Genomic DNA, 25,828 nt, shown 5'->3' with positions numbered 1-25,828 from the left:
CGTTGTAATACCGGGCATTGTCAGCAATGAGCCCAGGCAACGGTTAAAAACGCAAAAAGGCAAAGAAAGGGGCATGTAATGGGGAACCAACCGCCCCGGAGTCGGGGCATGATGTACGTGCAGCAGTGGGAACACCTGCCAGTAAAAGACGAAGCGGCCTTAAAACGGCGCTGTCAGGGATTAACGGGGATTAAGCGGTGGGCGTTTATTACCCACGACCAGGATCAGGACGAACAGGGACAGTTCGTGACCCCACACGTTCACGTAATGTTAGTGTTTCAGCACCCGCGGACGTTGTCCGCCGTAGCGAAGGAACTCGGCGACCAGGTGCAGTACTTAGAAAGCGTGACGAAACACCACCGGAAGGACGGAATTGCCAACGGGTTTGCTTATCTGGTTCACCGAACGGTAAACGCACAAAATAAGTACCAGTACGATCCGCACCAAGTGGTGGCCAACTTTGATTATCCGGCGTACTTGGCGCAGTTGCAGGAACAGTTAATCGCTAACCAAGTGCGGAGCCGGCAGGGATTACGGGAGTTATTGACCCAGTACGTCAATGAAAAGTATTCGCGCCGGCAGGTGATGGACTTAGCGTTGCGGTACCGGCCAACGGCCGTGAGGCAATTAGCCCAGGAACTGGCAGCGATTGATACGGAAACAACCCGTCAGCAAGCGGAACGGTGGTTGGAACAGTTGCAGGCACAACACCAACCGAAAATTGTGGTGTGGTTAAGTGGCCCTGCGGGAACGGGGAAAACCGTATTAGCGAACATGTTAGCGCAGTGGTGGGCCGATGAAACGGGCTGGGCCGTCAATGGAAGTAGTCGGGATTACTTTCAGGACTACCACGGGGAGCATGTTTTAGTGATTGACGATTTACGGCCGGCAACATTACCGTATGAGGACTTACTGCGGATTACCGACCCGCATAATTACCGGGTGGAACTCCCAGCGCGGTACCATGACCGCCAATTACTGGCAGATAAAATGGTAATTACGTCGCCGTATCAACCGTGGATGTTTTACCAGCATGATAACCAGATTCAGGCGACCGTAGACGATTTTGCCCAGTTAAACCGGCGGATTACGGTAGATTTACGGTTGACTGGTGATGAAATTAAGTGGGCGCAGTTAATAAAAGCTAGTAAAACGGAATGGCAAACGGAAGTGGTGGCGCAGGACGTGAACCCAGTAGTACCAGAAAAGTTAGCTCAGGATTGGGCCGCGTGCCAGGCGTTCGCGGTAGCAACAATTCGTCAATTATTGTTGCAGCAGGAAAAATTAACCACTGCCCAAGAACGGTTATTAAATGAATTAAAGAAGGGGGAATAGGTTGTGTTTGGTGATGAGTTATTAAATGGAAAGCAATTAGCGGAGAAGTTGGGAATAAGTGTTTCTTATTTGCATACTTTGGTTCAGGCCGGGCTACCATACCGAGAACTAGCTAATTCACACAAATATTTTGTACTGGATGATGTTAAAAAGTGGATTATGTGTGGTGGTCAGTCGGCTAGTCACGATGGTAAAATAAGGGCTGTTAAATTAGTTCCTTCTTACAAGGAGGAATTAAAATGACAATTACTAAAATTACAGAAGGTCGGTTTGCGGGAAAGTACCGGATTAGGGTGCAACCTGTTGACCGGATTACGGGGAAGCGATACAGTTTACCAACTAAGTACGCAACAACCAAGCGGGCAGCTGAGAAAATTGAACGGCAACTTTGGGCAAAGGCAGAGAGCGATTACGATAATGTAACCGCTAAGATGAATTTTTCTCGTTGTTTTTCCCGTTACGTTGAGGATGAATTTCGTTCGGGACGTTGGGAAAATGCAACGTATAGAGCATGGAAGTATTCTAGTAATATTTTCAAAGAATATTTTCCTAATGCCCAAATGAAGGATCTTAACCAACGGGTAGTGCGTGATTTTGCCCGTCGGTTTGTAAAGGATCATAAGTTAAGCATTAATGAGAATTCTGTGGTCGTTCGGCGGTTAACGCATATGAGAAGTTACTTCAGTCATTATGTTGGTTCCATTTATCGAGAAAACCCAGTGCCGGAGCACGCAATGAGTCGGTTCTTCAAGCTAGAAGAAATGACGGCAGAACGGCGGCGGTATGTTTTATCTGATAATGAAATTAAACAGCTGATTGCTGAAATTGAGCGTGGTTTGAATTTTGCTGAACCTTATCGTTGTATTTCGCGGTTAGCAATTTATATTGATTTAATGACGGGAATGCGTCCGCAGGAATTACAGGCACTGACTTGGGATGCGATTAATCAAGAAAACGGTAATTTTGTGTTTAAGTTATCCGATTCGTGGAATGAACATGATTACAGGCTAAATGGACATTTGAAGTCACGGAAACGTGGAGTAATACGGACGTCATTACCGTTCACACCACGTTTGAATGAGTACCTTATGCAGTTCAAGGAAGCACAGGAAAAGTTTTTAAAGAAACGACACCTGACTAACCCGAATAATTTCATTTTTCTTAATCTGAATGATTATAAAAAGTGTACTTTAGGTTACCCGGTCACTCAAACGAGTCTGAATCAAATGTTGCACAGGTTAGGGCAAGATATTGGTTTAGAAATAGGGCAGAAAACATGGACGATGTATTCTTTACGGCACACAGTTGCTACTAAACTAGGGAATATGCCGGGAATAAGTTATCCATGGGCCGCCGAGCGTTTAGGACATTCATTATCTGAATTTACGCGGACTTACGTGCATTGTGATCGTGATATAAATGAAGAAATGAGTAAAATGTGGTTGCCGGATGCTTAAAGTTATTGGAGTTAGTTCTTTGAACTGAGATGAACATTATCGTTAATAATGAAATGTTTTCCTTGATGTGCCGGGGATAACAACCCCTCTTTGGAGTCGATCACCGGTATAAATGAGGTTTTTATATCTCTCTGAAACGCTGTTAAGTCAGCGTTTTTCTTTTTATTCGTTTATATTTCAAACACATAAAACACACAGTAAACACACGGTAAACACACAGCAAACAGAAAATATGATTTCTTTGCCGAATAAAGGAGCAGTTTAGTAAATTATCATTAAGCTGCTCCGTAGTAGTCTTTATAGTGAGTGGGACACGAAAAAAGAACCTAATTGTTAATCGGTAGTTAGGATTCTACGTTGTCTTTTGTCATGTGTCTGGTATATCACATTATTATATGTGGGTTACTCTGAATGGTTAAAAATCAATGTGTATGCACAAAACGTGAACATAAACCGAAATTCTGTGTGCAGGATGTGCACGAAAAATAAAAAAACGGAATGAATCCATCCAACTGTTCAGAAACATTTTTGTTCATTCTAAGTGATTAAGTAAAAGAAAACGTAATAGATATCGCTTTTGGAATACGGATGGAGCGCGAAAAATTAACGGTTTTGTAAGATGATAAGTAACAATCAAGGCAATAAGTTCATATACTTGGAAAGTTGGTGATCATTTCATCAACTTTTTTATTGCCTAAATGTTTTCGATGAGTGAAATATTAAGCGAGTAAAACAGCGTTTGATTGTTAATTAGTAATTGATATTTATATTATTTGTTATTACGTATGAATTTCAAAGGCAAGAAAAGAATTCAAAAAAAGTATTTCTCCATATATTGTATATCCGATCATTGAATGATACTATATGTTGTATAAGGAGTGATGAGAGTGAAGCGCACGATAAAATTATCGCAAGACTTTATTATGAACATTAAAGAAAATGTGCATCCTCATTGGGGTGAATTAGGATGGGTAACTTATAAGCGAACTTATGCTCGTTGGCTACCTCAAAAGCACCGAACTGAGGAATGGATCGAAACGGTGCAACGGGTAGTTGAGGGGAATATTAATTTAGATCCGCGTCTTACTAATCATCCTAGTAAACAAGTGATTAACGAGTTGACTGATGAAGCTAAACAGCTTTTTCGACTCATTTATGGACTATCCGCTACGCCATCAGGACGTAATTTGTGGATATCGGGAACGGATTATCAACAACGGACAGCGGATTCATTAAACAATTGTTGGTTTATTGCTATTCGTCCACAGAAGTATGGTGATAGTCATATCGTACCGTCATATTTACAGAAGGATCAGAGTGCAGTGTCGATGCCGTATTCGTTTATGTTCGATCAATTAATGAAGGGTGGGGGAGTTGGCTTTTCTGTAACTCATGAAAATGTTAAGCAAATTCCGGCTGTTGATTATCCCGTTCAAGTAGAATTTGTTATTGATAAAACAAGTCGTTCTTATGATGATGCGCTTGCCTGCGGTGCACGCGATCGAGATGAATGGGAGCAGCATGACCATGACGGTGATGCTTTAATCTATAAGGTCCCTGATACTCGCGAAGGCTGGGTTTTGGCAAACGCGCAGATGATTGATTTGCATTTTGTTGATACAAATCCAACCAAGCAGCAGCGGTTAATTTTAGATGTAACTGATATTCGAGCTAAAGGAACACGAATTCACGGCTTTGGAGGAACAGCCGCGGGCCCGATGCCACTAATCACAATGATTCATGACATTAATGAATTAATTAATCAACGCGTTGGGCAGCACTTAACGGCCGTTGATTGCACGGATATTGGTAATCTGATTGGAAAAGCGGTTGTTGCTGGTAACGTACGTCGTTCTGCCGAACTAGCATTGGGCTCAAATGATGATCATGATTTTATTACCATGAAACAAGATGCTGAAAAACTGAACCATCATCGCTGGGCTTCCAATAACAGTGTGGCGGTGGATTCGCATTTTATGCAATATCAAACGATTGCCGATTCAATTTTACATAACGGTGAACCGGGAGTTGTTAATTTAGAATTATCACGAAACTATGGCCGAATTGTGGATGGAAATCAATTAGGCATTGATGGGGACGTTGAAGGAACTAATCCTTGCGGTGAAGTTTCATTGGCAAACGGCGAACCATGTAATTTATTTGAGGTTTTTCCAGCAATTGCTGAAGAACAAGGATGGGAGCTCAGTGATGTTTTCCGTCTTGCAATGCGGTATACAAAGCGAATTACGTTTAGTAATTATGATTGGGAAGTTTCCCGGAAAATTATTTCAAAAAATCGGCGTGTGGGGGTATCGATGTCTGGAATTCAAGATTGGATTTTAAAACGCTTTGGGCATCGGATTGTTACGGGGTTCGAGAAGATTACCGATTCTCAAACTGGTATGAAAATTCAAAAACCGATTTATGACCCCAAAATTTGTGCAACCTTTAATCAACTTTATCAAGCGGTTGTTTCAGCAGATCAAGAGTATTCAGCCGTGTTGGGGTGTCAAGAATCGGTTAAACACACAACGGTCAAGCCTTCTGGAACAGTGGCTAAACTGGCGGGGGCTTCTGAGGGAATGCATTTCCATTATGCTGGGTATTTAATCCAGCGAATTCGGTTTCAAGATTCTGATCCGCTTTTACCAGCATTTCGGGCATGTGGTTACCGAATGGAACCAGATGTTTACACGGAGCATACGATTTGTGTCGAGTTCCCAGTGCGTGCTGCTCATGCGGATGCTCCTGAATTTGTATCTTCAGGCAATGTAACAGCGGCTGAACAATTTGCAACGCAGGCTTTTCTCCAAACTTACTGGTCGGATAATGCGGTCAGTTGTACAATTACGTTCCAGCCGAATGAAGCTGATCAGTTAGCGGGACTTTTGACGCAATATCGAAACACGATTAAGTCAACGTCATTGTTACCATACCTTGGTGGCGAATTTAAACAGGCTCCAAAACAGCCAATCACTAAGGACGTTTTTGAACAGCGAAAAGCAATGCTTCATGGTGATGTTCAAGAAGTTTTCCAAAAGCAAAACAAGCAAGATATTAGAGATTTAGAAATTGTTGGACAAAGCGACTGTGAAAGTGGCGCATGTCCGATTAAATAATTTAATTATGTAAGGGGTAATAGATTATGAATCAACTAAAAAAGTGGGTAGTATCGGTTTTAACAGTATTGATGTTGGAATTACCGATTGGTGGTTTGACAACGATAAATGCGCAAAAGACAACAGGAAAAACAGTTACAGTGACCTATGTTTTACAGCGAAATAATAAACAATTTGCACGAAAGAAAGTTCATGTTAAACAAGGAGCAGACGTTCTTACAGGGTTAAAACACGCTTGGCACGTTCGGGTGAAAAAGGGAATGGTAACAGCGATTGATGGTCGAAGTCAGAATACCGCTAAAAAGACGTATTGGATGTATAAAGTTGATGGTAAGGAAGCAACTAAGGGTGTGACCCAAGAGAAGGTTCGAAACCACGATACGGTGACCTTTAATCTTAAACGGGTTAATGAATAATGGACCATCTTAGCACGCATGAAAAGGTTTTACGAATAGCTTTAATTGGGTTGCTAAGTGCACTGTGCGTTATTTTTCGGATTATTCATCTTCCAATCCCTAATGTTCAGCCCGACACAGATTTAATTATGATGATTACATTGATGTTGGGGAATGTAACGGGAATTAGTGTTGCTGCAATTACAATAGTGCTTTCCAATGTCATTTTAGGATTTGGTATTTGGACGTTACCACAAATTGGCGCATATATTATCTGTGTATTACTGGTTAGTGGAAGTGCCCAGATAATTCCGTTGCGCCGACATGTCGGTTGGCAAGTAATTTTAGCGACATTTTTAGGGTTTGTATATGGTTTCTTTGTGAGTTTAGGAATGATGCTAGTTGGTGGATTTGGAATAACAGCCTTTTGGGCATATTACTTAAATGGTTTGGTATTTGATTGTTATCATGCAGGTGGTAATCTTATTCTTTATCCGTTATTGTATCGCCCTGTAGTGAACGTTTTAAAAAAGTATCGTTTTATTGAAAAAAAGGAGGAGGAATAACAATCAAGATTTATACACGCGTTGGAGACACGGGGCAAACTAAGCAAATTACAGGACAAATGATAGCGAAGGATGCACCGCAAATTGAACTTCTTGGCGCATTAGATGAATTAGAGTCGTGGTTGGGGTTATGCTGTGCAGTTTGTTCACCAGCTTGCGTAAAAATTCGCACCGAAGTTCTTCAAATTCAAAAACAGTTATACCAACTACAGGCTGATATAACAGTTAACCGGCATCATGAAATTACTGATATAACGGTAACAAAGATGGAGCATAGAATCGATCAGTTACAAACATTAGTTCCGTCAATTAAGGCGTTTATTTTACCTGGAGGTGATCAAACAGGAGCATCTCTTCAATATGCCCGAACATTAGCCCGGCGAGCAGAACGACGATTGGTGACATTGATTCGATTAACAGGACTATCTTTACCGGATGGACAACGATATCTTAATCGCCTCTCAGATTATTTATTTGTATTAGCGCGATATGCGAATGTTTTAGATGATTATCAGGATATCCGGAGCGATGATGAAATCCTAGAGCCAACCACTCATGAGTAATTATGGTTGTAGTGATAACCACAACAATGGGAGGAAAGGCATTTAATTATAATACGTGTCTTAGAAACCATTGCAGACCTTGAAAGAATAAAAAACTACCTGACATAGTCAGGTAGTTAAATTACCGCTAGCTGATTTGCTCTAAATCATATGGATCTACAAAATAGTCATGGTCCGGATGACGGTCAGCTGGGAAGCCGAGGACTTCTGGTTGGTGCTGATCAAGGTGTTTGATATTAACTAGATTAGTTTCGCACTGTGAACAAATGACGTGTAATATGTTGGTTGGCGTCACTAAGAACCAGCTGCGAGGATGAGAAATTATCCGCCGGCATAAATAACACCGTACTGGTGGACGCTCAAAGTCCTTATGGTAGTGATGGTAATCCACGTGCGCCGGGTGATCAGGATGTTCCTTTTCAGTTAATACGTGGTTATCTGGCATTGGAGCTTCGATCCTATGAGGTGGTTGCTGATTAATAGCACTGTTAATAAAAAGCATTAATGTCATTCCTTCCGTCGTATTAATTGTTGTAATTAGTATATCGAAATTGAAGGCGGTTGTGATTGATTAAATGATTTGTTAACAAAAATACTATGGAAGCTTAAAAAAGCCCCGCAATAGCGGGACTTTTCTTTAGGCTTTAAGCCAAATGTTCAAAAGAACCTTGATTTCCTCTAATGATGTGTGAGCTTCGTCAAAACGATGGAGTGTCATAGTAAATTCCTCCTTTAAGTTGATTGATTAACTTCAAAGTAACATGTTGTTGGTGAAAAATACCGATTATGAGCAAAGTTTTAGGTGGTTGTTAGGGATTGCTTAGGGATGTCTCACCACGAATGAATCAAAAAGAAAGAAGTGTTCATATGGATACATTACAGCACTTAAAAAACTAATTTGATAAGTTTTCCAATTTGTGTTTACAGCATTGAGGGTTAAGTGCGTACATCTCTTAATATTATTGGTGGATGTGTGTCTTATTATGCAAATCTTGTATACGTGTATAGTTCTTTCGATTAATTTATTTTACTGATACGTTTTTGGGATGGATGGCGGTTAAAAATCAAATAATTTGTACAATATAATAATTAAATAGAGATTATAAAGTTTATAAGAAGTATGCTTATTTATTAAATTCACGGGGGTTGTAGTTTTTTAGTAGCTTTATTGGGGCAAGCATGGTATCTTACTATCACAGTCAGTTACTCATAGGTTTGAATAAGGAGGATGCCATGACAAATCAGGCGACAACCACTGCGTTGAACCAAATTATTGCCGACATCAGCCAACTAAAGGTTAACGTGCAGCAGTACCACTGGTACATGCGCGGCACCGAGTTTTTCAAACTTCATCCGCTGATGGATGATTATGCCGCTCAATTGGGGAACCAGCTTGATGAGGTGGCGGAACGGCTCATTATCATTGGTGGGGCACCATTATCAACAACTCATGAATTTACGGCGCAAACTAAGTTACCTGATAATAAAATAACGTGGGACCAAGAAACATTGTCCCAGATGATTACCGGGTTAGTCGCCCAGTTTAAGGTCTTACGGGATGATTACAAAGCGGCGATTATCGTAACAGATGATACGAACGATTTGACTACCCAGGACATGTTGAGTGAGTTTAAGGGCGAATGCGAAAAGAATATTTGGATGCTCAATGCGTACTTGGATAAGGATGTTACGGCATAAGTCATTGTTAAAATAAACGGGTGGGGTGGAAGTCCGACCGCCGTTGAATCAACATATGATTCAGGGCCAGCTTCCATCCCGCCCGTTTTTTTTGGTTTGTGTCTTACTCTTTCGGCACAGAATCAGCTTAAAGCTGAATTATTTAAATTCTAAGACATCCTGAACGGCGTACCGTTCCGAGGTGATTTCATGGGCAGCTGGATCAGGTTTTCCAACTGCAATTCCCAGTGCAGGAACGTACCGGTTGGGGTCTAGTCCAAGTGCGGCGGCTGCCTTCTTAGCATCGTAACCGCCGAGTGGATTGGCTTCATATCCGTGGGCCCGAATAGCTAAGAGCAGTTGCATGGCAGCGAGGCTACTGTCGATTAAGGCATCGGCGGTTAAAAATTGCTTGTCTGCGTGCTCGTATAATGGTAAGAATGTTTGAAGAATTTCGTTGAGCCGTTCCTTCGTAATTTGGTGTTCCGTGTACATCCTTTGCCACAGGGCCCGGTATTTCTTGAACGCATCGGTGTCCCCGAAAACCATAATCATTGCGGAACAGGAATCTAACTGGGGAAGGTTAAACTTCATGAAGAAGGACCGCAACTTGTCCTTTCCTTCAGGAGTATCAACGACCACAAAGTGCCAGGCCTGAAGATTGCAAGACGAGGGTGCGGTGATCGCTTCTTGGACCATTTGCTGAAGTTCGTCCCGGGGAATCGTCACTGACGGATCAAAGTGCCGAACAGAGTGTCGGTGGAGCATAATATCTTGAAAATCATTGTTAGTAAATTGCATGAGATAACCTCCTTAAACGTTAACCAATAAGTAACCGTTTCCGCTGATATTATAACATTTTCGCAATAACTTAATCGCAAAATATTTTTATTCCCTTTTGTTTTCTGCTCAAACTAAGTATAATAAGGGAGGCATCAGGGAGATGGAATGACCTATTAATAGGGGATGATAAAGTTGACGAGTTACTTAGCTAGTCAGGATGCCGTTAAGGGATTCCTAGATAATCCGGATATGCGGGAACAAGAAGGCGTTATGTTTGCTTATGCGATGGACGAAGCAACGTTACAACGGTTGGTGCCAGCACCATTACAAGTGATAGCGCCTGTAGTAGCCGGTTACGTTACGCATATGGGGAACCCGTCGTTTGCGCGTTCGTATGATGAAGCGGTGCTGTACACGATGGTAGCTTACCGGGATAAAATGGTTGGGGCGTACCCGTTTGGGTTATTCCTGGCCGGCCCGGGCGCAGAAATGGCGTTAGTTGCTGGACGTGAGGGGGCAAGCATTCCTAAGAAGCTTGCTGATCAGATTCAGATTAAGCACGACGATGCGGAAACTCAGGCCCAGGTCATTCGGCACGGTACTACGTTAATGGACGTTCGCATAACGCCGGGGACACCTAATGATCCCGCTCAGGCCCAGCAATTATTGGGCCCGCAGTTACAGTTAAATCATCCAAATGAAACGGTTAACTTTTTTGTGGACTATCAGTTAGAGCAGCAGAATGACGGAACGAACCGGTTCACGAATACTAGGTTGTTGGCAACCCAGACAACGAACATTACAACTGCTTTTACTCCGGGAAAATTGGCGCTAACGTTGACATCAAGTGCGGATGATCCGGTTGGGGAGCTGGCGGTGCAGCATCTAATTGGTGGGGGAACATATAAGATGGCTTCTGCTAAGATGCATAAAACAATGGTGTTAACTAAGTTGGCTGCTGATAAGGTAGCGCCGTACCTAATTACCGGGCGCTATGATCAAAGTACTTTAAGTAATAATTAGGAGGAACGAGTAATGACTATTGAAAACGTAACGATTGCTGGGGCAGGAACCTTAGGCAGCCAGATTGCATTTCAGTCTGCGCTTTGCGGACACCAGGTGCGAATTTGGAATCCGCACCCGGAGCGAGCAGAACGGCGGCTGGAAGCATTGCGGCCGTTTTATAAACGGGATGTTCACCTTACTGATGAACAGTTTGATGAAGCATTAGCCCGGATTATTTCCATCACGAACGACTGGAAACAGTCGTTTCAGGATTCTGACCTGGTAATTGAAGCCGTTCCGGAAAGTTTGAAGGTGAAGGAGGAATTTTACCATCATTTAGCGGAGGTTCTGCCACCAGCAGCGTTGATTGCTAGCAATTCATCGACGTTTGTTCCAAGTCAGTTAGTTAAGTTTGTTGACCGGCCGGAGAAGTTTTTACACTTGCACTTTGCCAACCATATCTGGCAGTTTAATACCGCTGAAATTGTTGGTAATGCGCAGACAAAACCAGAAGTGATTGATACTGCGGTGGCGTTTGCTAAGAGCATTAAGATGCTCCCAATTGTTTTGCAAAAAGAGCAGCCCGGCTACATTATGAATTCGTTATCGGTTCCGTTTTTAAACGCAGCGCTTGGCCTTTGGGTTAAGGGGGTTGCGGACCCGATTACGATTGATAAGGACTGGATGAACTCGACGGGATCGCCGATGGGACCGTTTATGGCAATGGATATGATCGGTCTCCGGACAGTGTGGGCAATTTATAATGCGCATCCGGATGATCCTGCATCTCAAACAATTGCTGCAAAGATTAAGAAAATGATCGATCAAGGGCATTATGGCATTGAGGCCGGCCAGGGTTTTTACACGTACCCGCATCCGGCGTTTGAGGACCCGAACTTTTTGAAGGGATAAAGAGCAATATGTGAATTACGGGCAGCACCTGATGAGAGGAGTTGCTCGTTTTGACTCTTTAGCGTGAACGTTATGGGTTGGTTAAGGATGAGCAAACTGTTAGTCAAAGTTTAGGGAAGGGTTACCAATAATTGGGGTTAGCAACGCGTTGATTTATAAAGTGTTATTTATAGGCCACGGTGGATTATTATAAAATGAAGTACTTAAAAAACCTGTTGGCTTTAGTCGAGTTAACTATTACCAGCAGGATTTATTTTACGCTAATTGCTCCCAAATGTAGGGTTAATTAACGTGATAATGACTTTGTGATAAACTACGAAATTCGCGGATAAGAGGGATTAAATCAGTTGATAACTTATCTAAATCGGGTGGATTAATATCTTTTAAAAGTTGAATTAGCGTTAGGGTTGATTTTGGGAAACCCGTAAGTGCCTGGGTAGGTTCATCATTGACTAATTCAGAAATGGAAATATTCATGGCATTACATATTTTGATGATGTTTGTAATGCTAATATTATCCATTTGGCCACGCTCTAGCTTTGAGATAAAGTTAACTGATAAATTACTTAATTCTGCAAATTTTTCCTGTGTTAGTCCTTTTGTAGTACGTAGTCGTCGAATTTGCGTTCCAATATTAAAATGCTCGTACATAAATTTGCTCCTAAGTGTACTTTAATGACTTAAGAGTAAGAAAATGTTAATTATAGTAACACTTAATAAAGTAATTACCTTTCATTTTTCTGTGATTATAATCACAAATATAACGCTTAAAGCGTATTTATTTATGAAATTAACCGAATAAACGCTTAATGAGAGATCACCTTGCCGTAACCATTAAACGTTTATATGGATTATTGGGATTTTGGATACTAACTAATTGACGAAAGGTGACGTTGTCCCGAAGAGAGGCAGTGCGACATTACATATCTTTTGTTCTGTTACGTTTGAGGTGGCTGGTGGTTGTTGCTAATCACTTTAGTTCATTGACATTTGTTGGAATTATTTATTGGTTATCTGCTAGGGGCAGATCATCATCAGTGCTTCTCGTGAAGGGTTAATTCCGGTTAAGTAGCATTCCCAATAAAAATGGGTACAGGAGTTGTATGTGTTAATTTGTGTCCTATTTATCTTAAATGTTGGCATCATGCTTGCTATCATCAGATATACTATTGATTATTCCAACCATTATTGATAGAATTGGGGACAATCAGTAGCTAATGGATGCACGGGCGGATTTGAAAATAATAAATAGTTGTTAGCTTTATGCGCGAAATTAGGCTGGTTAGTTGGTTTAATTTTGCGTTTTTATTTTGATGAGTGAGGTGCTTTAAATGAGTAATGGTGTGAATTCAAAGAAAGCAGATCCTCAAATCGGGGTTGCTGAGGCACTTATAATTTTATTAGTTGCATTCGGCGTTTTAGGATATCTAATTATTGGGCTCCACCTTTCACCACAGGTGCCAATTCTAGTAGCCTTAACCCTATTAATGTTTTACGGTTGGATCCGTGGCTTTTCGTGGAATACGATTATGGATGGGATTGAGACGGGAATAAAGCCGGGGATTATCCCATTAATGATTTTTTTGATGATTGGGGCGTTGATCGCATGTTGGATCTTTTCCGGAACAATTCCGACAATTATGTATTTTGGGTTTAATATTATTTCCGCTAAGTTTTTTCTGCCAACGGTTTTTATTGTTTGCTCGTTAGTGGCAATAACCTGCGGCAGCTCGTTTACTACTGTATCAACGATGGGAATTGCGTTCATTGGAATTGGAACGGTGTTAAAGATTAACCCGGGATTAACGGTTGGTGCAATCGTATCGGGGGCCTTTTTTGGTTCCAATATTTCTCCCTTGTCAGGAACGACCAACCTGGCAGCGGGAATTGGAGAGATTGACTTATATAAGCATATAAGGTCGCTGTTAGTGACTGATGGGTTAGCGTTTGTTATTACTGCATGGATCTACTTCATGTGTGGCCTGGGGACTAAGAATATTCGCTTAACCGCTGTAACACTAATAATGCACCAGATTAAAGCTCATTTTTGGGTGTCGCCATGGACGTTAATTCCAGTTGGCTTGTTACTGATTCTTGCGTGGTTAAAAGTCCCCGCAGTTCCATCATTAATTGCCGGTTCTGCAACGGGGTTAATTATTGGGTTTATTCATAATCCCAAAATATCAATCGCAACCCTTGCTAATTACGTGATGAATGGTTATGTTGCACATACCGGTGATAAAATGCTCAATGTGTTATTTTCAAAGGGCGGCATTTCTAGCATGTTATCGTCCGCCGCGTTGATTATTCTTGCACTGGCCTTGGGGGGAACATTCATTAAGTTTAAGGTGATTGATGCGCTGATAAATGGAATTGCGCGCTTTACTGATTCAGTAGGGAAATTAGTGTTGATGACAGCGATTGGAAGTTTGATTGTGAATTACTTGATTGGGGAGCAGTACCTTTCGGTGATTTTGCCTGGGCAGGCCTTTGAAAAGTCCTACGACCGGTTGGGAATTGATCACAAATACATGACGCGGACCTTGAATGACGCGGGAGCGGCGGTCAATTCGATTGTTCCGTGGGGCGTTAGCGGGACGTTTATTGTCGGGACGCTTCAGATAAGTGCACTGAAGTATATTCCGTTTGCTTTTTTCCCAATTTTAGTCCCAATTTTAGCGGTTCTTGCGGGATTCTTTACAAAGCAAAAGAAAATTTCAACAAAATAATATGGACTACTTGACAAGTTACTTGAAATATAGTTGACTATAGTCACACATACAATTAGCACGTGAAGGATGAAGTAGGGAACACTGAACGGCTCAGAGAGCTAATGACTGCTGCGAATTAGTGCGAAGTGCGACGTGAAATTACGTCCTTTGAGAATGCGTGTTTCGTAAGCTTGCGTTAAAAGTGTGAGAGGCATAGGTATAACTATGTGAATATGGGTGGTACCACGAGAAGTTCGTCCCTGGATGATGTTAATCATTCAGGGACTTTTTGTTTTAGTTGAACATGGAGGTGTTCATGTGGATATTATTGAAGATTTGAAATGGCGGGGGGCCATTAACCAACAGACTGATGAAGAAGGCTTACGTCAACTTTTAAAGGATAAGAAGATATCGCTGTACTGTGGAACCGATCCGACGGGTGATAGTCTTCATATCGGGCACTTGATTCCGTTTATTGTGTTAAAGCGCTTTGAGCTTGCCGGATACCATCCATACATTTTAATTGGTGGGGGAACCGGGTCCATTGGTGACCCAAGCGGCCGGAAGACTGAACGCCAGCTGCAGACGATGGATAAAGTTCGGCATAATGTTCAGGCTCTAACCGAACAAGTTACCCGGTTGTTTGGTGGTTCGGGACATATTTCATTTGTTAACAACTACGACTGGCTATCCAAGTTAGGCCTATTAGATTTCCTACGGGATTACGGGAAAGAGTTTGGGGTTAACACGATGATTAAAAAGGATGTTGTGGCTAGCCGGCTAGAAAACGGGATTTCGTTTACCGAATTTACGTACCAGATTTTACAATCCGTTGACTTCTTGCATTTGTACAAGAATAACGACATTCAACTGCAGGTTGGTGGCGCCGACCAGTGGGGGAATATCACTGCGGGGGTTGATTTAATCCATAAAAAAGTGGGCCAAGATGCTAAGGTATTCGGATTAACGATTCCGCTGATGTTAAAGGCTGATGGAACTAAGTTTGGGAAAACCGCTGGTGGGGCTGTTTGGCTGGATGCTAAGAAGACGTCGCCGTACGAATTTTACCAGTTTTGGTTGAATCAGGATGACCGGGACGTAGTGAAATACTTGAAGTACTTTACGTTCCTCAGTCATGCTGAAATCGAAGAACTGGCCGCAAAAGTTGCGACGCACCCTGAACGGCGGGAAGCACAGCGGGCTCTTGCACGGGAAGTGACAACCTTTGTTCACGGAAAAACAGCAATGGAAGAGGCAGAAAAAATTTCGCAAATTTTCTTTGGTGGTGATATTAAGCAGCTGACTCCGGGTGAAATCGAGCAGGTCTTTGGCAAAATGCCGTCCGTTAAGGTGAACGCTGTTAAGGCCAACATTGTGGACTGGTTAGTGCAAACGAAGATTGAACCGTCGAAGCGTCAGGCTCGAGAGGACGTTGCTAACGGTGCCATTACAATCAATGGTGACAAGGTGCGTGACGTTGACTTTGTCCTTGATCCAACGGCTGCCTTTGAGGGAAGGTGCGTCGTTGTCCGGAAGGGAAAGAAGCATTACACGTTGGCACACGTTGAATAAAGAAGTAAATTAATTTAGAATATTGCTATCAGGAACACCCGGAATGCTGGCTAGAAAGCTGTTATTCTGGGTGTTTTCTTGCCTTGATATTAAACATTACTATGAGTTTGAAATTTATGCTAAATAAGGTATAGTAGGGAGGAATAGAAATAGTTAGCCATTTCCACAATAAGGAGGAATTATTGATGAACGGATACTCGGTTGAAAACCAACAACGGGGCTTAAATAAGTTCCTGTCTAAGGTTTACTGGTACATGGCAGGAGCGGTTTTAGTTTCAGCCATTACGGCTCTCGGGACGGTAGTTTTGTTTGGTAATATGGTTGATGAATTACTTGGGCAGCACCCGGTAGTTTACTTTATTTTACTGGCGGTTCAGTTGATTATGGTAGCCAAGATGTCGTTTAGTAAGTCGCGGTCGGCGGTAATGAGTAACGCCATGTTGTTTGGCTTTGCGGCGCTGGAAGGGGTCATCTTTAGTTCGATTCTCCTTGAATTTACGACGGCAGATATTACGTTAGCCTTTGTGGCGGCAGCGGTTGACTTTGCGGTTCTGGCCCTGTATGGAACCCGGACGAAAAAGGATCTTAGTGGCTGGGGACGGCAGGCCCTTGCAGCGTTAATTGCGATTTTGATTATTTCCGTGGTGAACATCTTTCTACGGAGCTCGTTGGTTGAATTCGTAATTTCGATTGCTGGTGTTTTGATTTTTAGCATTCTTTCAATGTGGGACGCCCACCGGATTAAGCAGATTTACCTGCAGATGGGGGAAGCGGCAAATGCGGCCCCAATTGTTGTGAGTGCGGCGTTACAGCTGTACCTGGACTTCATTAATCTGTTTTTGGAATTACTGGAGATCTTTGGTTCAAGTGAGCGCAACTAATAATGGACTTAAAATAAACAGGGAGGTTGGGACATTTGGCCCAACCTCCTTTGTGCTATAAATTATTATTTTTGGCTAACTCAGCTTCAATGGCTTTGCCTACCCCGTCCTGATCGTTTGGAGCAGCAATGTGCTGTGCGAGGTGTTTGACTTCTGCGGATCCATTTTGCATGGCGTAGCTAATACCAGCCACCTTTAGCATAGAAACGTCGTTATTGTTATCGCCGATTGCCATGACGTTATCTAGCGGGATGTTGAGCATATCCGCGTACTTGCTGACGGCAATTCCCTTTTGGGCGTTAATGTGGTTCACCTCAATGTTAGAGGCAGCTGAAGAGGTAATGGCAATGTTATCGTGGGCTTCTAATAGCTCCTGTTTGAGGGGAGCGAGGACGGTTGGCCCCGCTGCAGAAAACGCTACAACCTTGAAGAACGTGGTGTGCGGGTCATCCAGGAGCTCCTGGTAATCGTCGATGTAGTTGATGTTTAATAGTTCAAGACGGGCGGAGGAGCGGATGACTGCTTCTTTAAACGGTAGCCCCGGGTGGATTCTAGTCAGCAGTTCAGCGAAGTTTTGGATTCGTTGGGTTTTATCGTCTGAAAAAACGCCTTTTTCTGTAATAACTTCAATGTATAGCCCCGCCCGGTGGAACCGCGTGATAAGCTGGTCGGCTAGCATACGTGGTAGGGGCGCAGCAAAGATTTCCCGGCCATCCTTATCAAACATGCGCCCCCCATTCATTGTGATCATCGGGCAGTTAATTTGAGCGGCCTCAAGCAGGGGTTTAATTTCAGAATATGCCCTGCCTGATGAAACAATGAAGGGAACGCCCTCACGTTGTGCCTTTTTAATTGCGGCGGCGTTGCGGGGAGAAATTACCATGTTATTGTTAAGCAGTGTTCCGTCCATATCTGAAGCAATCAATTGCACCATTATAAAAACCTCACTCATATGATAGATTCCGCTTACATTTTAGCATGAAAATGGGCGAGGTTCGGACAAAACTATGATAAACTGAAAGTGAGGTGGACGGAATGAAGACGTTAATTCACAATGACTGGCAGGACGTATTGGCGCCTGAATTTGAAAAGGACTATTACCAGCAGCTTCATGCGTTTTTGAAGGATGAGTACCAGCATCACCGGATTTATCCGGATATGTACCATATTTTTCAGGCCTTTGAGTGGACTCCGTTTTCCCAGGTAAAGGTGGTTATTCTGGGCCAGGACCCGTATCACGGTCCGCACCAAGCCCATGGGTTGAGCTTCTCGGTTCAACCCGGAGTGCCTGTTCCACCGTCCCTGCAGAATATTTATAAGGAATTGCAGGATGATCTGGGAATCACGCCGGTGAACCACGGCTACCTGAAGAAGTGGGCGGATCAGGGAGTGCTGCTGCTAAACTCAGTGCTCACCGTTCGTGATGGTCAGGCCTTTTCGCACCAGGGTCACGGCTGGGAGCAACTAACGGACGTTGCTATTCATCAGCTCTCTGAACGGCCGAAACCGGTGGTCTTTATCCTGTGGGGGCGAGCTGCCCAGAATAAAATGACGTTGATTGATCAAACCAGAAATATTGTGATTAAGTCAGCCCATCCCAGCCCGTTGTCAGCCAGCCGAGGTTTTTTCGGTTCGCGACCGTTTTCAAAGACCAACGCTGCACTGACCGCAATGGGGGAGGAGCCGATTGACTGGCAGTTGCCGGCCGATCCGACTGCAGAATAAACATAGGGGGAAATGTAAATGGATATTTTTGCAAGTTTAACCGCGAAGATTAAGGGAAAAGAACCAACGATTGTATTTCCTGAGGGGACCGAACCCCGAATCTTAACAGCAGCATTGCGTTTAGCAAACGAACAACTCGTGCGACCACTTTTGCTGGGAGATGAGCAGGCGGTGAAGACTGCTGCCGCAACGGCAGACTTGGAATGGAACGATGCGGTAACGGTGATTGATCCGCAGACGTATCCGGGAGAAAAGTATGCTGCCATGGTGCAGGCCTTCGTTGACCGGCGGAAGGGAAAGAACACGGCAGAGGAAGCCGAGAAGATGCTGCGGGATGAAAACTACTTTGGCACGATGCTGGTATATATGGGATTGGCTGACGGGCTAGTTTCCGGGGCGGTTCATCCAACCGGTGATACGGTGCGGCCGGCTCTCCAGATTATTAAAACTAAGCCGGGGGTTCACCGGACAAGCGGGGCCTTTATTATGGTTCGGAATGGTGGTGAAGAACGCTATGTCTTTGCCGATTGCGCAATTAATATTAATCCAGATGCGCCGACTTTGGCTGAAATTGCCCAGGAAAGTATTAAGACAGCCCGGCTGTTTGATATCGAGCCCCGAGTAGCAATGTTGAGCTTCTCAACAAAGGGTTCAGCCAAAGCGGACGAGGTTACTAAGGTGGCGGAAGCAACCCAGTTAGCGCAAAAGCAAGCGCCTGATGAACAGATTGACGGCGAACTTCAGTTTGATGCTGCATTTGTGCCAACAGTAGCGGCGCAAAAATCACCACAATCATCAGTTGCGGGACGGGCAACAGTTTTTGTCTTTCCGGAACTTGAAGCGGGGAATATTGGTTATAAGATTGCCCAGCGATTAGGTGGTTTTGAGGCGGTTGGTCCGGTTTTACAGGGGCTGAACAAACCGGTGTCTGATTTGTCCCGGGGGTGCAATGCTGAGGATGTCTACAAGGTTACAATCATTACCGCCGCACAGGCCGTTGCGGTAGATTAGGGGGAAAAAGGACGGATGAAAATAACGGTAACAGACGCACGGCAGACAATTCGAGTAGGGGAGCAGTTAGCGCCGCTTCTTAAGCCGCAGGATGTTTTACTGCTTGATGGGGAGCTCGGCGCGGGGAAGACTACCTTTACTAAGGGCGTAGCCCAAGGATTAGGCATTCACCGGCGGGTGAAGAGCCCAACGTTTACCCTTGTACACGAATACCATGGTGGGCGGTTACCGTTATATCATATGGACGTGTACCGCTTGGAGGATGCCGCTCCAGGTGACTTAGGAATTGCGGAATACTTTGATGGTGATGGGGTTAGTGTGGTGGAATGGTCCCAGTTTATTAAGGATGAACTCCCCCCGACTTACCTGATTGTTCACTTTATTAAGGACGAGCGCAATGATTGTTTACGGAGCTTGCAATTTGAACCTCACGGTAAACGTGCAGAGGAACTTATGAATCAGTTAGCTTCACGGTTAAATAATTAAAGAAGGTTGAGACGTATGTCTCAACCTTCTTTAATTTTATCGTTCATTATTATTTATTTTGCCGGCTGGTGAGCGTTTTGCGGAAATAACGGATGGGGGGCGTAATGATGGTGATGCGTCGATGTTGTTGCAAATTGCTGCTCGTAACGCTTATGGGTTGCCATGATTGCGTCAGTCGGGATATGACCGTTAATAATGTCAAGGATAATCGTGTATGATTCACAGGCATTCAGGGCAACGCCATAGTTAAACCCCGTTACGTTTTCAAGGACAACCGTTGGGTGCCGTTGAGCGTTCATGCTAATTGCTAACTGCTGGTCCCGTTGAAACGACTTGTGAGCCAGCTTAGAATTACGATCATCCTTAAAGAACTCCCAATCAAGCCCCGCTTGCTCAGCTGCCTGATGAACAATGGCCAACGAATATGGTTGGTGGCTGATTAAGAGAAGCTGTTGAAGTGCAAAGAGAAATTTTCGCCCCCGCCGCTTCCCCTGAAAGCGGGCTGCTTCGTAATCGAGTGAAACCTGATAAACCTCGTTGGTCACTGCATGGCGAATCTGCATGTTGTCCGTTTGAAGGTGTCGCCGGCTGATAATCCCTGACACGGTATCCAATGTTACAAGGGGGTTAATCTGGAAATTAACCTTTTCAGTGGTCTGATGGATCACGGAGAGGATGTTTTGCTCAGCATCAAAGCACTGGTTCCCAAGCGGATTGATAAATAAGTAGACGTCAAGCACAGTGCACACCTCCGTTGTTAGTTAGTTGCTAGTTTCATTCTACAAGAAATGGACGGGAATTCAATGAATCTGCTTTTAGCGGTTCCTGTAATTTTAGGGTGGGTATGGTAAACTTGAGGTGGATTTTAGTGCGAAAAGGGGCGAGCGGATTGGATCCGGATGAATGGGAATCGTTTTTAACGCCGTATCACCAGGCAGTGGGGGAGTTAAAGCTTAAGTTCCGGGAACTGCGGAATCAGATGCTTGCAACGGCCAAGCACGTGCCAATTGAGTTCGTTACCGGTCGGGTAAAACCAATAGAAAGTATCAAGGAAAAAATGGTGCGCCGGCACGTAACGGTGGATCGGTTAGCAGAGGGCATGGAAGACATCGCCGGATTGCGGATTATGTGCCAGTTTGTTGAGGATATTTATCAGGTGGTTGCTCTTATTAAGCAGCGGCATGATCTAACGGTGGTCCAGGAACGGGACTATATTCAAAGCGCTAAAGCGAGCGGGTACCGTTCGTATCATGTGATTTGTATGTACCCGTTACAGTGTTATGACGGGGAGAAAAACGTACAGGTCGAAATCCAGGTGCGCACGTTAGCGATGAATTTCTGGGCAACGATTGAGCATTCGTTAAAGTATAAGTACCGGGGAAACCTCCCGGTTGAAATTAAGCAGCGACTGCAACGGGCGGCCGAAGCGGCGTTTTTACTTGATAATGAAATGTCGAGTATTCGGGAGGATATTCAAGAAGCCCAGCATGCGTTTGAACACCGGCAAGACAGGAGGTAAGTCGTGAAGATTGGAATTTATGCAAATTCGGGGCGGGCGTCCCGCACAGTTGCGGCGGAACTCCGGCAAAAGTTTGCTGAACGGCGCTTTGAATTAGACGACAAGCATCCCGACGTCGTGATTAGCATTGGGGGCGACGGAACGTTGCTGTCTGCATTTCATCATTATGATAACCAGTTGGCGACTGTTCGGTTTATCGGGGTGCATACCGGCCACCTGGGTTTTTATACCGACTGGCGGAGTGATGAGCTCGATGACTTGGTGATTAGTTTGCAAAACGAAAACCAGCAAGCGGTGAGTTACCCGTTACTAGATATGCGGGTGAAATTTGTCGGCGACTCGCATCCGCATGACTACTTGGCGTTAAATGAAGCGACGATCCGTCGTTTAACTGCCACGATGATGACGGACGTGTATGTCGGAGGTGAATTTTTTGAGCGCTTCCGAGGAGATGGATTATGTGTGTCGACGCCAACTGGCTCTACGGGATATAATAAATCGCTAGGTGGTGCCATTGTCCACCCTAATCTGGATGTTTTACAGATGTCCGAAATTAGCTCGATTAATAACCGCGTTTTCCGGACGCTCAGTGCGCCAATGATCATTGCTCCCAATGATTGGATTACGCTGATTCCTTCAAAGGAAGGGGCGGTTATTATGACCGTTGATTCGGATTATTATCACGATCAGCAGATTGAACGGATGCGGTTCCGAATTGCTAAGCAGCGAATTTACTTTGCTAAATCCCGGCATACGCGCTTCTGGCAGCGAGTTCAGGATTCATTTATTGGGTCAGACTATGAAGATTAAGTGGCAAGTTGATGCGCCGGAGCGGAAGTTACGCACGTTTTTGCGCCAACAAGGAGTTTCCCGACGGCTACTAGCCCATGTCCGCAATGCGGGCGGGGCTTTGGTGGTTAACGGGGATAATGGGCGGCTGATTGATCGCGTTGTGCCGGGGGATCAGGTTACATTGGTATTACCGCCAGAAGAAAACCGGAAGACGCCGGTAATTCCGTCGTATGTGCCGGTGGACGTTCTTTATGAGGATGATGATTTTCTGGTGGTAAATAAACCACCGTTTGTGGCTGCGATTCCGTCGCCGTTGCACCGGGATGATTCCCTAGTTAGCCGGGTGACGGGGTACTACCGGATTCGTCACTACGATGATATTATCCCACACCTCGTAACCCGGTTGGATCGCGATACATCAGGTGCAGTTTTATTTGCTAAGCACCGTTATGCCCACGCATTAATTGACCAGGAATTACAAGCCGGGCGGATTCATAAGGAATACTGCGCGGTTATTGGAACGCCAATCTGGTGGCACCACCGGATAATTACCGCACCGATTGGTCGGCAACCCGGAAGTACAATGAAGCGGATGGTTCGGAACGATGGTAAGCGGGCGGTGACTGAAGTACAAGTTGAGCACCGGTTTATCCGGGCAACTCAGTTGAAGGTTCGGTTATGGACGGGCCGGACGCATCAAATCAGGGTGCACTGTGCTACGCTTGGTTATCCGTTAATTGGTGATGAAATGTACGGCGGGACAATGCTTGACGGAATGGAGCGGCAGGCCCTGCATTGTCGGCGGTTGCGTTTTTTGCAAGTGCGGACGCGCCGGTGGGTTACTGTTACGGCGCCGGTTCCGGAGGATATGCGCCGGCTATTACGATTGAAATGAAAAAGTAGTGTCGTGTAGGTAATTATTAATGGCAGATGCGGGAGAAAAGCCCGCGCATCAATCCCCAGGGGTTATTACCTTACTTTTCAGTGATAAACGGGATAATTTGTTGGGTACCGTACTGTTTAATTTGTGCTAAAAGAATTTGGGCGCACGCTACGCAGTCGTCCAGGGCATTGTGGTGGTGTTCTAGGGGAACGTGGAGTGCCGCACTAACCGTGTTGAGTTTGTGATTGGTGAGGGTGGGCATTAGTTGCCGGCTCGTTTTAACCGTATCAATTGCGAGAAAGTGTGGGGAAGTAATCCCGTAGTGTGCGAGGGTGTGTTGCAAAACGCTGCAGTCAAACGGGGCGTTATGGGCAACAATAATTTGTTCGGGGCCAAATAAAGCAGCAATGTGGGGCCAAAGCTCGGCAAAGGTGGGTGCATCGGCAACATCGGCGGCTGTAAGTCCGTGGATTTGGGTATTACGGACAGCAAACGACATCTGGGGATTAATTAATGAATAGAACCGGTCAGTAATAACGTTGTTTCTAACAACCGTTAGGGCTAACGAACATGCGCTTGCCCGTTTAGCGTTGGCTGTTTCAAAGTCGATGGCGGTAAAGTCCATGAAAAGTCCCTCCTTTAAGCTGTTTTTTATTTTACCTCAATTAAACTTCGAGTGCGCGGTTTCGGTGAAAAATGGTAGAATGGAGTCATGAATTTTGACAGAGGAGGCGGACGACGATGCTTGATCAAGTAGCGGTAACGGCCATTGTAACTAACCAGTTACGGGGAATCGAGGCACATCAAGACGAGCCACTTTCCCATTTTACTAATACCCGGACTGGGGGGCCGGCCGACTGGATTCTTTTTCCAAAGACGCCGTCAGAGGCCCGCAAGGTTGTGACGACAGCACACGAAAGTGATATTCCGCTCACTGTTTTGGGGAATGCCAGCAACCTTATTGTCAGTGATAATGGAATTCGGGGAATTGTATTAATTCTAACGAAGATGAATGAAGTGGTTGTCCGGGGAAATCGGGTGATTGCGCAGGCTGGGGCAACCATGATTGCGACAACGGAAGCGGCGTACCATGCTGGGCTAACGGGATTGGAGTTTGCTTCGGGAATTCCGGGGAGTGTCGGCGGCGCCGTCTTTATGAATGCTGGCGCATACGGCGGTGAAATGAAGATGGTTGTGGAACAGGTAACAGCTCTTACCCGGACTGGTGCACTCCGGGTGTATTCGAATCGACGGATGGATTTCGGGTACCGGCATAGTCGGGTTCAGGATGCAGATGAGATTGTCTTAGATGCTACCTTTACGTTAACGAGTGGCGAATCAGAGGAAATTCGGGCCAAACGGGATCACCTTAACTTTTTGCGGGCAGCTAAGCAGCCCTTGGAGTATCCGTCATGTGGGAGTGTCTTTAAGCGTCCGGAAGGCCATTATACCGGGAAGTTAGTGCACGATGCCGGGTTGCAGGGCTACCGTGTGGGGGGCGCTGAGGTCTCAACCAAACACGCGGGATTTATCGTGAACGTTGGTAATGCAACGGCTGCTGATTACGTGGCAGTGATTCGCCATGTTCAGCAGGTAGTTAAGGAAAAGTTTGACGTGGAGCTTGAGACGGAAGTTAGAATTATCGGGGATTAAAGAAAAGTGCGGAGCTGCCGCATATAAAATAAGCAGGTCTCTTATAGGGGACCTGCTTATTTGTATGAATTATTCTGAAGGTGTTGTAAGGGCCATCTTAGTAATCATAATTGCGCCCCAGATGATTAATTGCAGAATGGTCATTAAAAGCACAAAGGTAACCATCCGAAGATTCCACATTGTTATTAGTTCACTAACAACCCACCCGGGGCTCACAAAGAGGTAGGCAGTGTGCAGCCGGATGAACCGTCCTACAAATACGCCAATCGAGGTAAGAAGGGTCAGGCCAACAATTATTATGCTATGGGCAATGGCCCCGCGCCAGCACCACCGTCGTTGAAAAGCGGTGGCCATGAATTCTAGGCTCCACGTTCCAATGATGGCGAACCCGATAACCCCAGAAACGAGGGTGAAAAATGCAAGCCACAGGTGAAGGTCAAAGCGCATTAGCATGGTAACGCTGTTGTATGGATTAAACTTCGCGAGGTGAAACAGGTCGGTTAGTAAGTATGGTGTGTTAGGATAAAAAATCGACCATAAAAACGCTAACGGGTAAAACTGCCATGCCCGTTGACGGGTAGGGTGAACGTGAAATGCACATTCAATTGGAATATATGCGAGGAAACTATTTAATGTTAGAAAGGCTAGCGCGGTGGAATGAATGCCCGTCTTTAAGTAGACGTATCCAAGATACAGTAGTACTGCGCTTCGAATTAGCCAACGAAGTTTTTGGGGCATAGTGTTTCCTCCTAATAGTGATAATTGTTACCCTTAGTTTCCCAC

27 protein-coding genes are annotated in these 25,828 nt (G+C 44.7%); 20 read left to right on the top strand and 7 right to left on the bottom strand.

Translation table 11 applies throughout. The features are described 5' to 3' along the window. Positions 1-78: 78 nt before the first annotated feature. From ACI3EZ_RS07185 to ACI3EZ_RS07155, 7 genes are all read left to right on the top strand, one after another. The gene (locus tag ACI3EZ_RS07185; RefSeq protein ID WP_405025962.1) at positions 79-1,335 is read left to right on the top strand and encodes a Rep family protein; all 1,257 of its coding nucleotides are present in this window, start codon (positions 79-81) and stop codon (positions 1,333-1,335) included. A gap of 3 nt (positions 1,336-1,338) precedes the next feature. Further along, complete coding sequence (locus ACI3EZ_RS07180) at positions 1,339-1,578, top strand: hypothetical protein (protein WP_405025961.1); 240 nt, start codon at positions 1,339-1,341, stop codon at positions 1,576-1,578. Beyond that, positions 1,575-2,792, top strand: coding sequence for a tyrosine-type recombinase/integrase (locus ACI3EZ_RS07175; RefSeq protein WP_405025960.1), 1,218 nt, complete (start codon positions 1,575-1,577; stop codon positions 2,790-2,792). Before ACI3EZ_RS07180 ends, ACI3EZ_RS07175 begins: the two co-directional genes overlap by 4 nt. An 887-nt stretch (positions 2,793-3,679) precedes the next feature. Continuing rightward, complete coding sequence (nrdJ, locus tag ACI3EZ_RS07170) at positions 3,680-5,911, top strand: ribonucleoside-triphosphate reductase, adenosylcobalamin-dependent (RefSeq protein ID WP_405025959.1); 2,232 nt, start codon at positions 3,680-3,682, stop codon at positions 5,909-5,911. A gap of 26 nt (positions 5,912-5,937) precedes the next feature. Then, positions 5,938-6,327, top strand: coding sequence for a DUF4430 domain-containing protein (locus ACI3EZ_RS07165; protein ID WP_405024922.1), 390 nt, complete (start codon positions 5,938-5,940; stop codon positions 6,325-6,327). Beyond that, positions 6,327-6,872 carry an ECF transporter S component gene (locus ACI3EZ_RS07160; RefSeq protein ID WP_405025958.1) on the top strand — a complete coding sequence of 182 codons (546 nt, stop codon included), beginning with the start codon at positions 6,327-6,329 and terminating at the stop codon, positions 6,870-6,872. Before ACI3EZ_RS07165 ends, ACI3EZ_RS07160 begins: the two co-directional genes overlap by 1 nt. Further along, on the top strand, positions 6,869-7,435 hold the full coding sequence (locus ACI3EZ_RS07155; RefSeq protein WP_405024925.1) for a cob(I)yrinic acid a,c-diamide adenosyltransferase: 567 nt from the start codon (positions 6,869-6,871) through the stop codon (positions 7,433-7,435). Before ACI3EZ_RS07160 ends, ACI3EZ_RS07155 begins: the two co-directional genes overlap by 4 nt. A 127-nt stretch (positions 7,436-7,562) precedes the next feature. Here the strand turns inward: ACI3EZ_RS07155 and ACI3EZ_RS07150 are convergent, their stop codons facing one another. After that, complete coding sequence (locus ACI3EZ_RS07150) at positions 7,563-7,880, bottom strand: hypothetical protein (RefSeq protein ID WP_405024920.1); 318 nt, start codon at positions 7,878-7,880, stop codon at positions 7,563-7,565. Between the two features lie 788 nt (positions 7,881-8,668). On the opposite strand from ACI3EZ_RS07150, the gene ACI3EZ_RS07145 reads away from it, so the two are divergent. Then, positions 8,669-9,133 carry a DNA starvation/stationary phase protection protein gene (locus ACI3EZ_RS07145; RefSeq protein WP_405024919.1) on the top strand — a complete coding sequence of 155 codons (465 nt, stop codon included), beginning with the start codon at positions 8,669-8,671 and terminating at the stop codon, positions 9,131-9,133. Positions 9,134-9,271: 138 nt separating this feature from the next. On the opposite strand, the gene ACI3EZ_RS07140 is transcribed toward ACI3EZ_RS07145, so the two are convergent. After that, positions 9,272-9,913, bottom strand: a complete 642-nt coding sequence (locus ACI3EZ_RS07140) for a nitroreductase family protein (RefSeq protein ID WP_405024918.1) — start codon at positions 9,911-9,913, stop codon at positions 9,272-9,274. A 174-nt stretch (positions 9,914-10,087) separates the two neighbouring features. Here ACI3EZ_RS07140 and ACI3EZ_RS07135 point away from each other — a divergent pair, with 174 nt between their 5' ends. Further along, a complete protein-coding gene (locus ACI3EZ_RS07135; protein WP_405024917.1) occupies positions 10,088-10,918 on the top strand; it encodes an acetoacetate decarboxylase family protein in 831 nt (276 codons plus the stop codon). A gap of 12 nt (positions 10,919-10,930) precedes the next feature. Beyond that, positions 10,931-11,812 carry a 3-hydroxyacyl-CoA dehydrogenase gene (locus tag ACI3EZ_RS07130; RefSeq protein ID WP_405024916.1) on the top strand — a complete coding sequence of 294 codons (882 nt, stop codon included), beginning with the start codon at positions 10,931-10,933 and terminating at the stop codon, positions 11,810-11,812. 282 nt (positions 11,813-12,094) lie between these two features. Here the strand turns inward: ACI3EZ_RS07130 and ACI3EZ_RS07125 are convergent, their stop codons facing one another. Next, entirely contained in the window at positions 12,095-12,463 is a 369-nt protein-coding gene (locus ACI3EZ_RS07125; protein WP_405024915.1) for a helix-turn-helix domain-containing protein, read from the bottom strand. Positions 12,464-13,143: 680 nt separating this feature from the next. Between ACI3EZ_RS07125 and ACI3EZ_RS07120 the strand changes: the two genes are divergently transcribed. The 3 genes from ACI3EZ_RS07120 to ACI3EZ_RS07110 all read left to right on the top strand — a co-directional run bounded on the left by ACI3EZ_RS07120 (position 13,144) and on the right by ACI3EZ_RS07110 (position 16,976). Continuing rightward, positions 13,144-14,541 carry a Na+/H+ antiporter NhaC family protein gene (locus ACI3EZ_RS07120; RefSeq protein WP_405024914.1) on the top strand — a complete coding sequence of 466 codons (1,398 nt, stop codon included), beginning with the start codon at positions 13,144-13,146 and terminating at the stop codon, positions 14,539-14,541. Between the two features lie 300 nt (positions 14,542-14,841). Continuing rightward, positions 14,842-16,095: a tyrosine--tRNA ligase gene (tyrS, locus tag ACI3EZ_RS07115; RefSeq protein ID WP_405025957.1), complete on the top strand. Its 1,254-nt coding sequence runs from the start codon at positions 14,842-14,844 to the stop codon at positions 16,093-16,095. A gap of 185 nt (positions 16,096-16,280) precedes the next feature. Then, complete coding sequence (locus tag ACI3EZ_RS07110) at positions 16,281-16,976, top strand: Bax inhibitor-1/YccA family protein (RefSeq protein ID WP_405025956.1); 696 nt, start codon at positions 16,281-16,283, stop codon at positions 16,974-16,976. A gap of 55 nt (positions 16,977-17,031) precedes the next feature. Here ACI3EZ_RS07110 and ACI3EZ_RS07105 read toward each other — a convergent pair whose 3' ends face one another. After that, the gene (locus ACI3EZ_RS07105; RefSeq protein WP_405024911.1) at positions 17,032-17,910 is read right to left on the bottom strand and encodes a Cof-type HAD-IIB family hydrolase; all 879 of its coding nucleotides are present in this window, start codon (positions 17,908-17,910) and stop codon (positions 17,032-17,034) included. Positions 17,911-18,011: 101 nt separating this feature from the next. On the opposite strand from ACI3EZ_RS07105, the gene ACI3EZ_RS07100 reads away from it, so the two are divergent. The 3 genes from ACI3EZ_RS07100 to tsaE are packed head-to-tail and all read left to right on the top strand — an operon-like array spanning position 18,012 to position 20,198. Beyond that, the gene (locus tag ACI3EZ_RS07100; RefSeq protein ID WP_405024910.1) at positions 18,012-18,701 is read left to right on the top strand and encodes a uracil-DNA glycosylase; all 690 of its coding nucleotides are present in this window, start codon (positions 18,012-18,014) and stop codon (positions 18,699-18,701) included. A gap of 18 nt (positions 18,702-18,719) precedes the next feature. After that, complete coding sequence (gene pta / locus ACI3EZ_RS07095) at positions 18,720-19,712, top strand: phosphate acetyltransferase (protein WP_405024909.1); 993 nt, start codon at positions 18,720-18,722, stop codon at positions 19,710-19,712. A gap of 15 nt (positions 19,713-19,727) precedes the next feature. Next, positions 19,728-20,198, top strand: coding sequence for a tRNA (adenosine(37)-N6)-threonylcarbamoyltransferase complex ATPase subunit type 1 TsaE (tsaE, locus tag ACI3EZ_RS07090; protein WP_405024908.1), 471 nt, complete (start codon positions 19,728-19,730; stop codon positions 20,196-20,198). Between the two features lie 53 nt (positions 20,199-20,251). On the opposite strand, the gene ACI3EZ_RS07085 is transcribed toward tsaE, so the two are convergent. Next, a complete protein-coding gene (locus ACI3EZ_RS07085; RefSeq protein WP_405024907.1) occupies positions 20,252-20,938 on the bottom strand; it encodes a DsbA family protein in 687 nt (228 codons plus the stop codon). A gap of 128 nt (positions 20,939-21,066) precedes the next feature. Between ACI3EZ_RS07085 and ACI3EZ_RS07080 the strand changes: the two genes are divergently transcribed. The 3 genes from ACI3EZ_RS07080 to ACI3EZ_RS07070 are packed head-to-tail and all read left to right on the top strand — an operon-like array spanning position 21,067 to position 23,404. Then, positions 21,067-21,717: a GTP pyrophosphokinase family protein gene (locus ACI3EZ_RS07080; protein WP_405025955.1), complete on the top strand. Its 651-nt coding sequence runs from the start codon at positions 21,067-21,069 to the stop codon at positions 21,715-21,717. 3 nt (positions 21,718-21,720) lie between these two features. Beyond that, a complete protein-coding gene (locus ACI3EZ_RS07075; protein WP_405024905.1) occupies positions 21,721-22,527 on the top strand; it encodes an NAD kinase in 807 nt (268 codons plus the stop codon). Next, entirely contained in the window at positions 22,517-23,404 is an 888-nt protein-coding gene (locus ACI3EZ_RS07070; RefSeq protein WP_405025954.1) for an RluA family pseudouridine synthase, read from the top strand. Before ACI3EZ_RS07075 ends, ACI3EZ_RS07070 begins: the two co-directional genes overlap by 11 nt. A gap of 79 nt (positions 23,405-23,483) precedes the next feature. On the opposite strand, the gene ACI3EZ_RS07065 is transcribed toward ACI3EZ_RS07070, so the two are convergent. Then, positions 23,484-24,017, bottom strand: a complete 534-nt coding sequence (locus ACI3EZ_RS07065; protein ID WP_405024903.1) for a 3'-5' exonuclease — start codon at positions 24,015-24,017, stop codon at positions 23,484-23,486. A 116-nt stretch (positions 24,018-24,133) separates the two neighbouring features. Between ACI3EZ_RS07065 and murB the strand changes: the two genes are divergently transcribed. Next, positions 24,134-25,045: a UDP-N-acetylmuramate dehydrogenase gene (murB, locus tag ACI3EZ_RS07060; protein WP_405025953.1), complete on the top strand. Its 912-nt coding sequence runs from the start codon at positions 24,134-24,136 to the stop codon at positions 25,043-25,045. Between the two features lie 69 nt (positions 25,046-25,114). On the opposite strand, the gene ACI3EZ_RS07055 is transcribed toward murB, so the two are convergent. Beyond that, positions 25,115-25,783, bottom strand: a complete 669-nt coding sequence (locus ACI3EZ_RS07055; RefSeq protein ID WP_405025952.1) for a DUF1361 domain-containing protein — start codon at positions 25,781-25,783, stop codon at positions 25,115-25,117. Positions 25,784-25,828 lie beyond the last annotated feature (45 nt).

It is taken from the genome of Ligilactobacillus sp. LYQ60, assembly GCF_045033015.1.
In the GTDB taxonomy this organism is placed as follows: Bacteria; Bacillota; Bacilli; order Lactobacillales; family Lactobacillaceae; genus Ligilactobacillus.
The sequence above is the reverse complement of the archived record's forward strand: the minus strand, read 5'-3'. Positions and strand labels throughout refer to the sequence as shown.

Excerpts from the sequence above, each read along its gene's own strand:
- ACI3EZ_RS07105 (WP_405024911.1), bottom strand. The coding sequence starts at position 17,910 with ATGGTGCAATTGATTGCTTCAGATATGGACGGAACACTGCTTAACAAT.
- ACI3EZ_RS07185 (WP_405025962.1), top strand. The coding sequence starts at position 79 with ATGGGGAACCAACCGCCCCGGAGTCGGGGCATGATGTACGTGCAGCAG.
- ACI3EZ_RS07160 (WP_405025958.1), top strand. The coding sequence starts at position 6,327 with ATGGACCATCTTAGCACGCATGAAAAGGTTTTACGAATAGCTTTAATT.
- pta (WP_405024909.1), top strand. The coding sequence starts at position 18,720 with ATGGATATTTTTGCAAGTTTAACCGCGAAGATTAAGGGAAAAGAACCA.
- murB (WP_405025953.1), top strand. The coding sequence starts at position 24,134 with ATGCTTGATCAAGTAGCGGTAACGGCCATTGTAACTAACCAGTTACGG.
- ACI3EZ_RS07130 (WP_405024916.1), top strand. The coding sequence starts at position 10,931 with ATGACTATTGAAAACGTAACGATTGCTGGGGCAGGAACCTTAGGCAGC.
- ACI3EZ_RS07065 (WP_405024903.1), bottom strand. The coding sequence starts at position 24,017 with ATGGACTTTACCGCCATCGACTTTGAAACAGCCAACGCTAAACGGGCA.
- ACI3EZ_RS07150 (WP_405024920.1), bottom strand. The coding sequence starts at position 7,880 with ATGCCAGATAACCACGTATTAACTGAAAAGGAACATCCTGATCACCCG.
- ACI3EZ_RS07145 (WP_405024919.1), top strand. The coding sequence starts at position 8,669 with ATGACAAATCAGGCGACAACCACTGCGTTGAACCAAATTATTGCCGAC.
- ACI3EZ_RS07070 (WP_405025954.1), top strand. The coding sequence starts at position 22,517 with ATGAAGATTAAGTGGCAAGTTGATGCGCCGGAGCGGAAGTTACGCACG.
- ACI3EZ_RS07110 (WP_405025956.1), top strand. The coding sequence starts at position 16,281 with ATGAACGGATACTCGGTTGAAAACCAACAACGGGGCTTAAATAAGTTC.
- ACI3EZ_RS07125 (WP_405024915.1), bottom strand. The coding sequence starts at position 12,463 with ATGTACGAGCATTTTAATATTGGAACGCAAATTCGACGACTACGTACT.
- ACI3EZ_RS07165 (WP_405024922.1), top strand. The coding sequence starts at position 5,938 with ATGAATCAACTAAAAAAGTGGGTAGTATCGGTTTTAACAGTATTGATG.
- ACI3EZ_RS07140 (WP_405024918.1), bottom strand. The coding sequence starts at position 9,913 with ATGCAATTTACTAACAATGATTTTCAAGATATTATGCTCCACCGACAC.
- tsaE (WP_405024908.1), top strand. The coding sequence starts at position 19,728 with ATGAAAATAACGGTAACAGACGCACGGCAGACAATTCGAGTAGGGGAG.
- ACI3EZ_RS07100 (WP_405024910.1), top strand. The coding sequence starts at position 18,012 with ATGAAGACGTTAATTCACAATGACTGGCAGGACGTATTGGCGCCTGAA.
- ACI3EZ_RS07120 (WP_405024914.1), top strand. The coding sequence starts at position 13,144 with ATGAGTAATGGTGTGAATTCAAAGAAAGCAGATCCTCAAATCGGGGTT.
- ACI3EZ_RS07055 (WP_405025952.1), bottom strand. The coding sequence starts at position 25,783 with ATGCCCCAAAAACTTCGTTGGCTAATTCGAAGCGCAGTACTACTGTAT.
- ACI3EZ_RS07175 (WP_405025960.1), top strand. The coding sequence starts at position 1,575 with ATGACAATTACTAAAATTACAGAAGGTCGGTTTGCGGGAAAGTACCGG.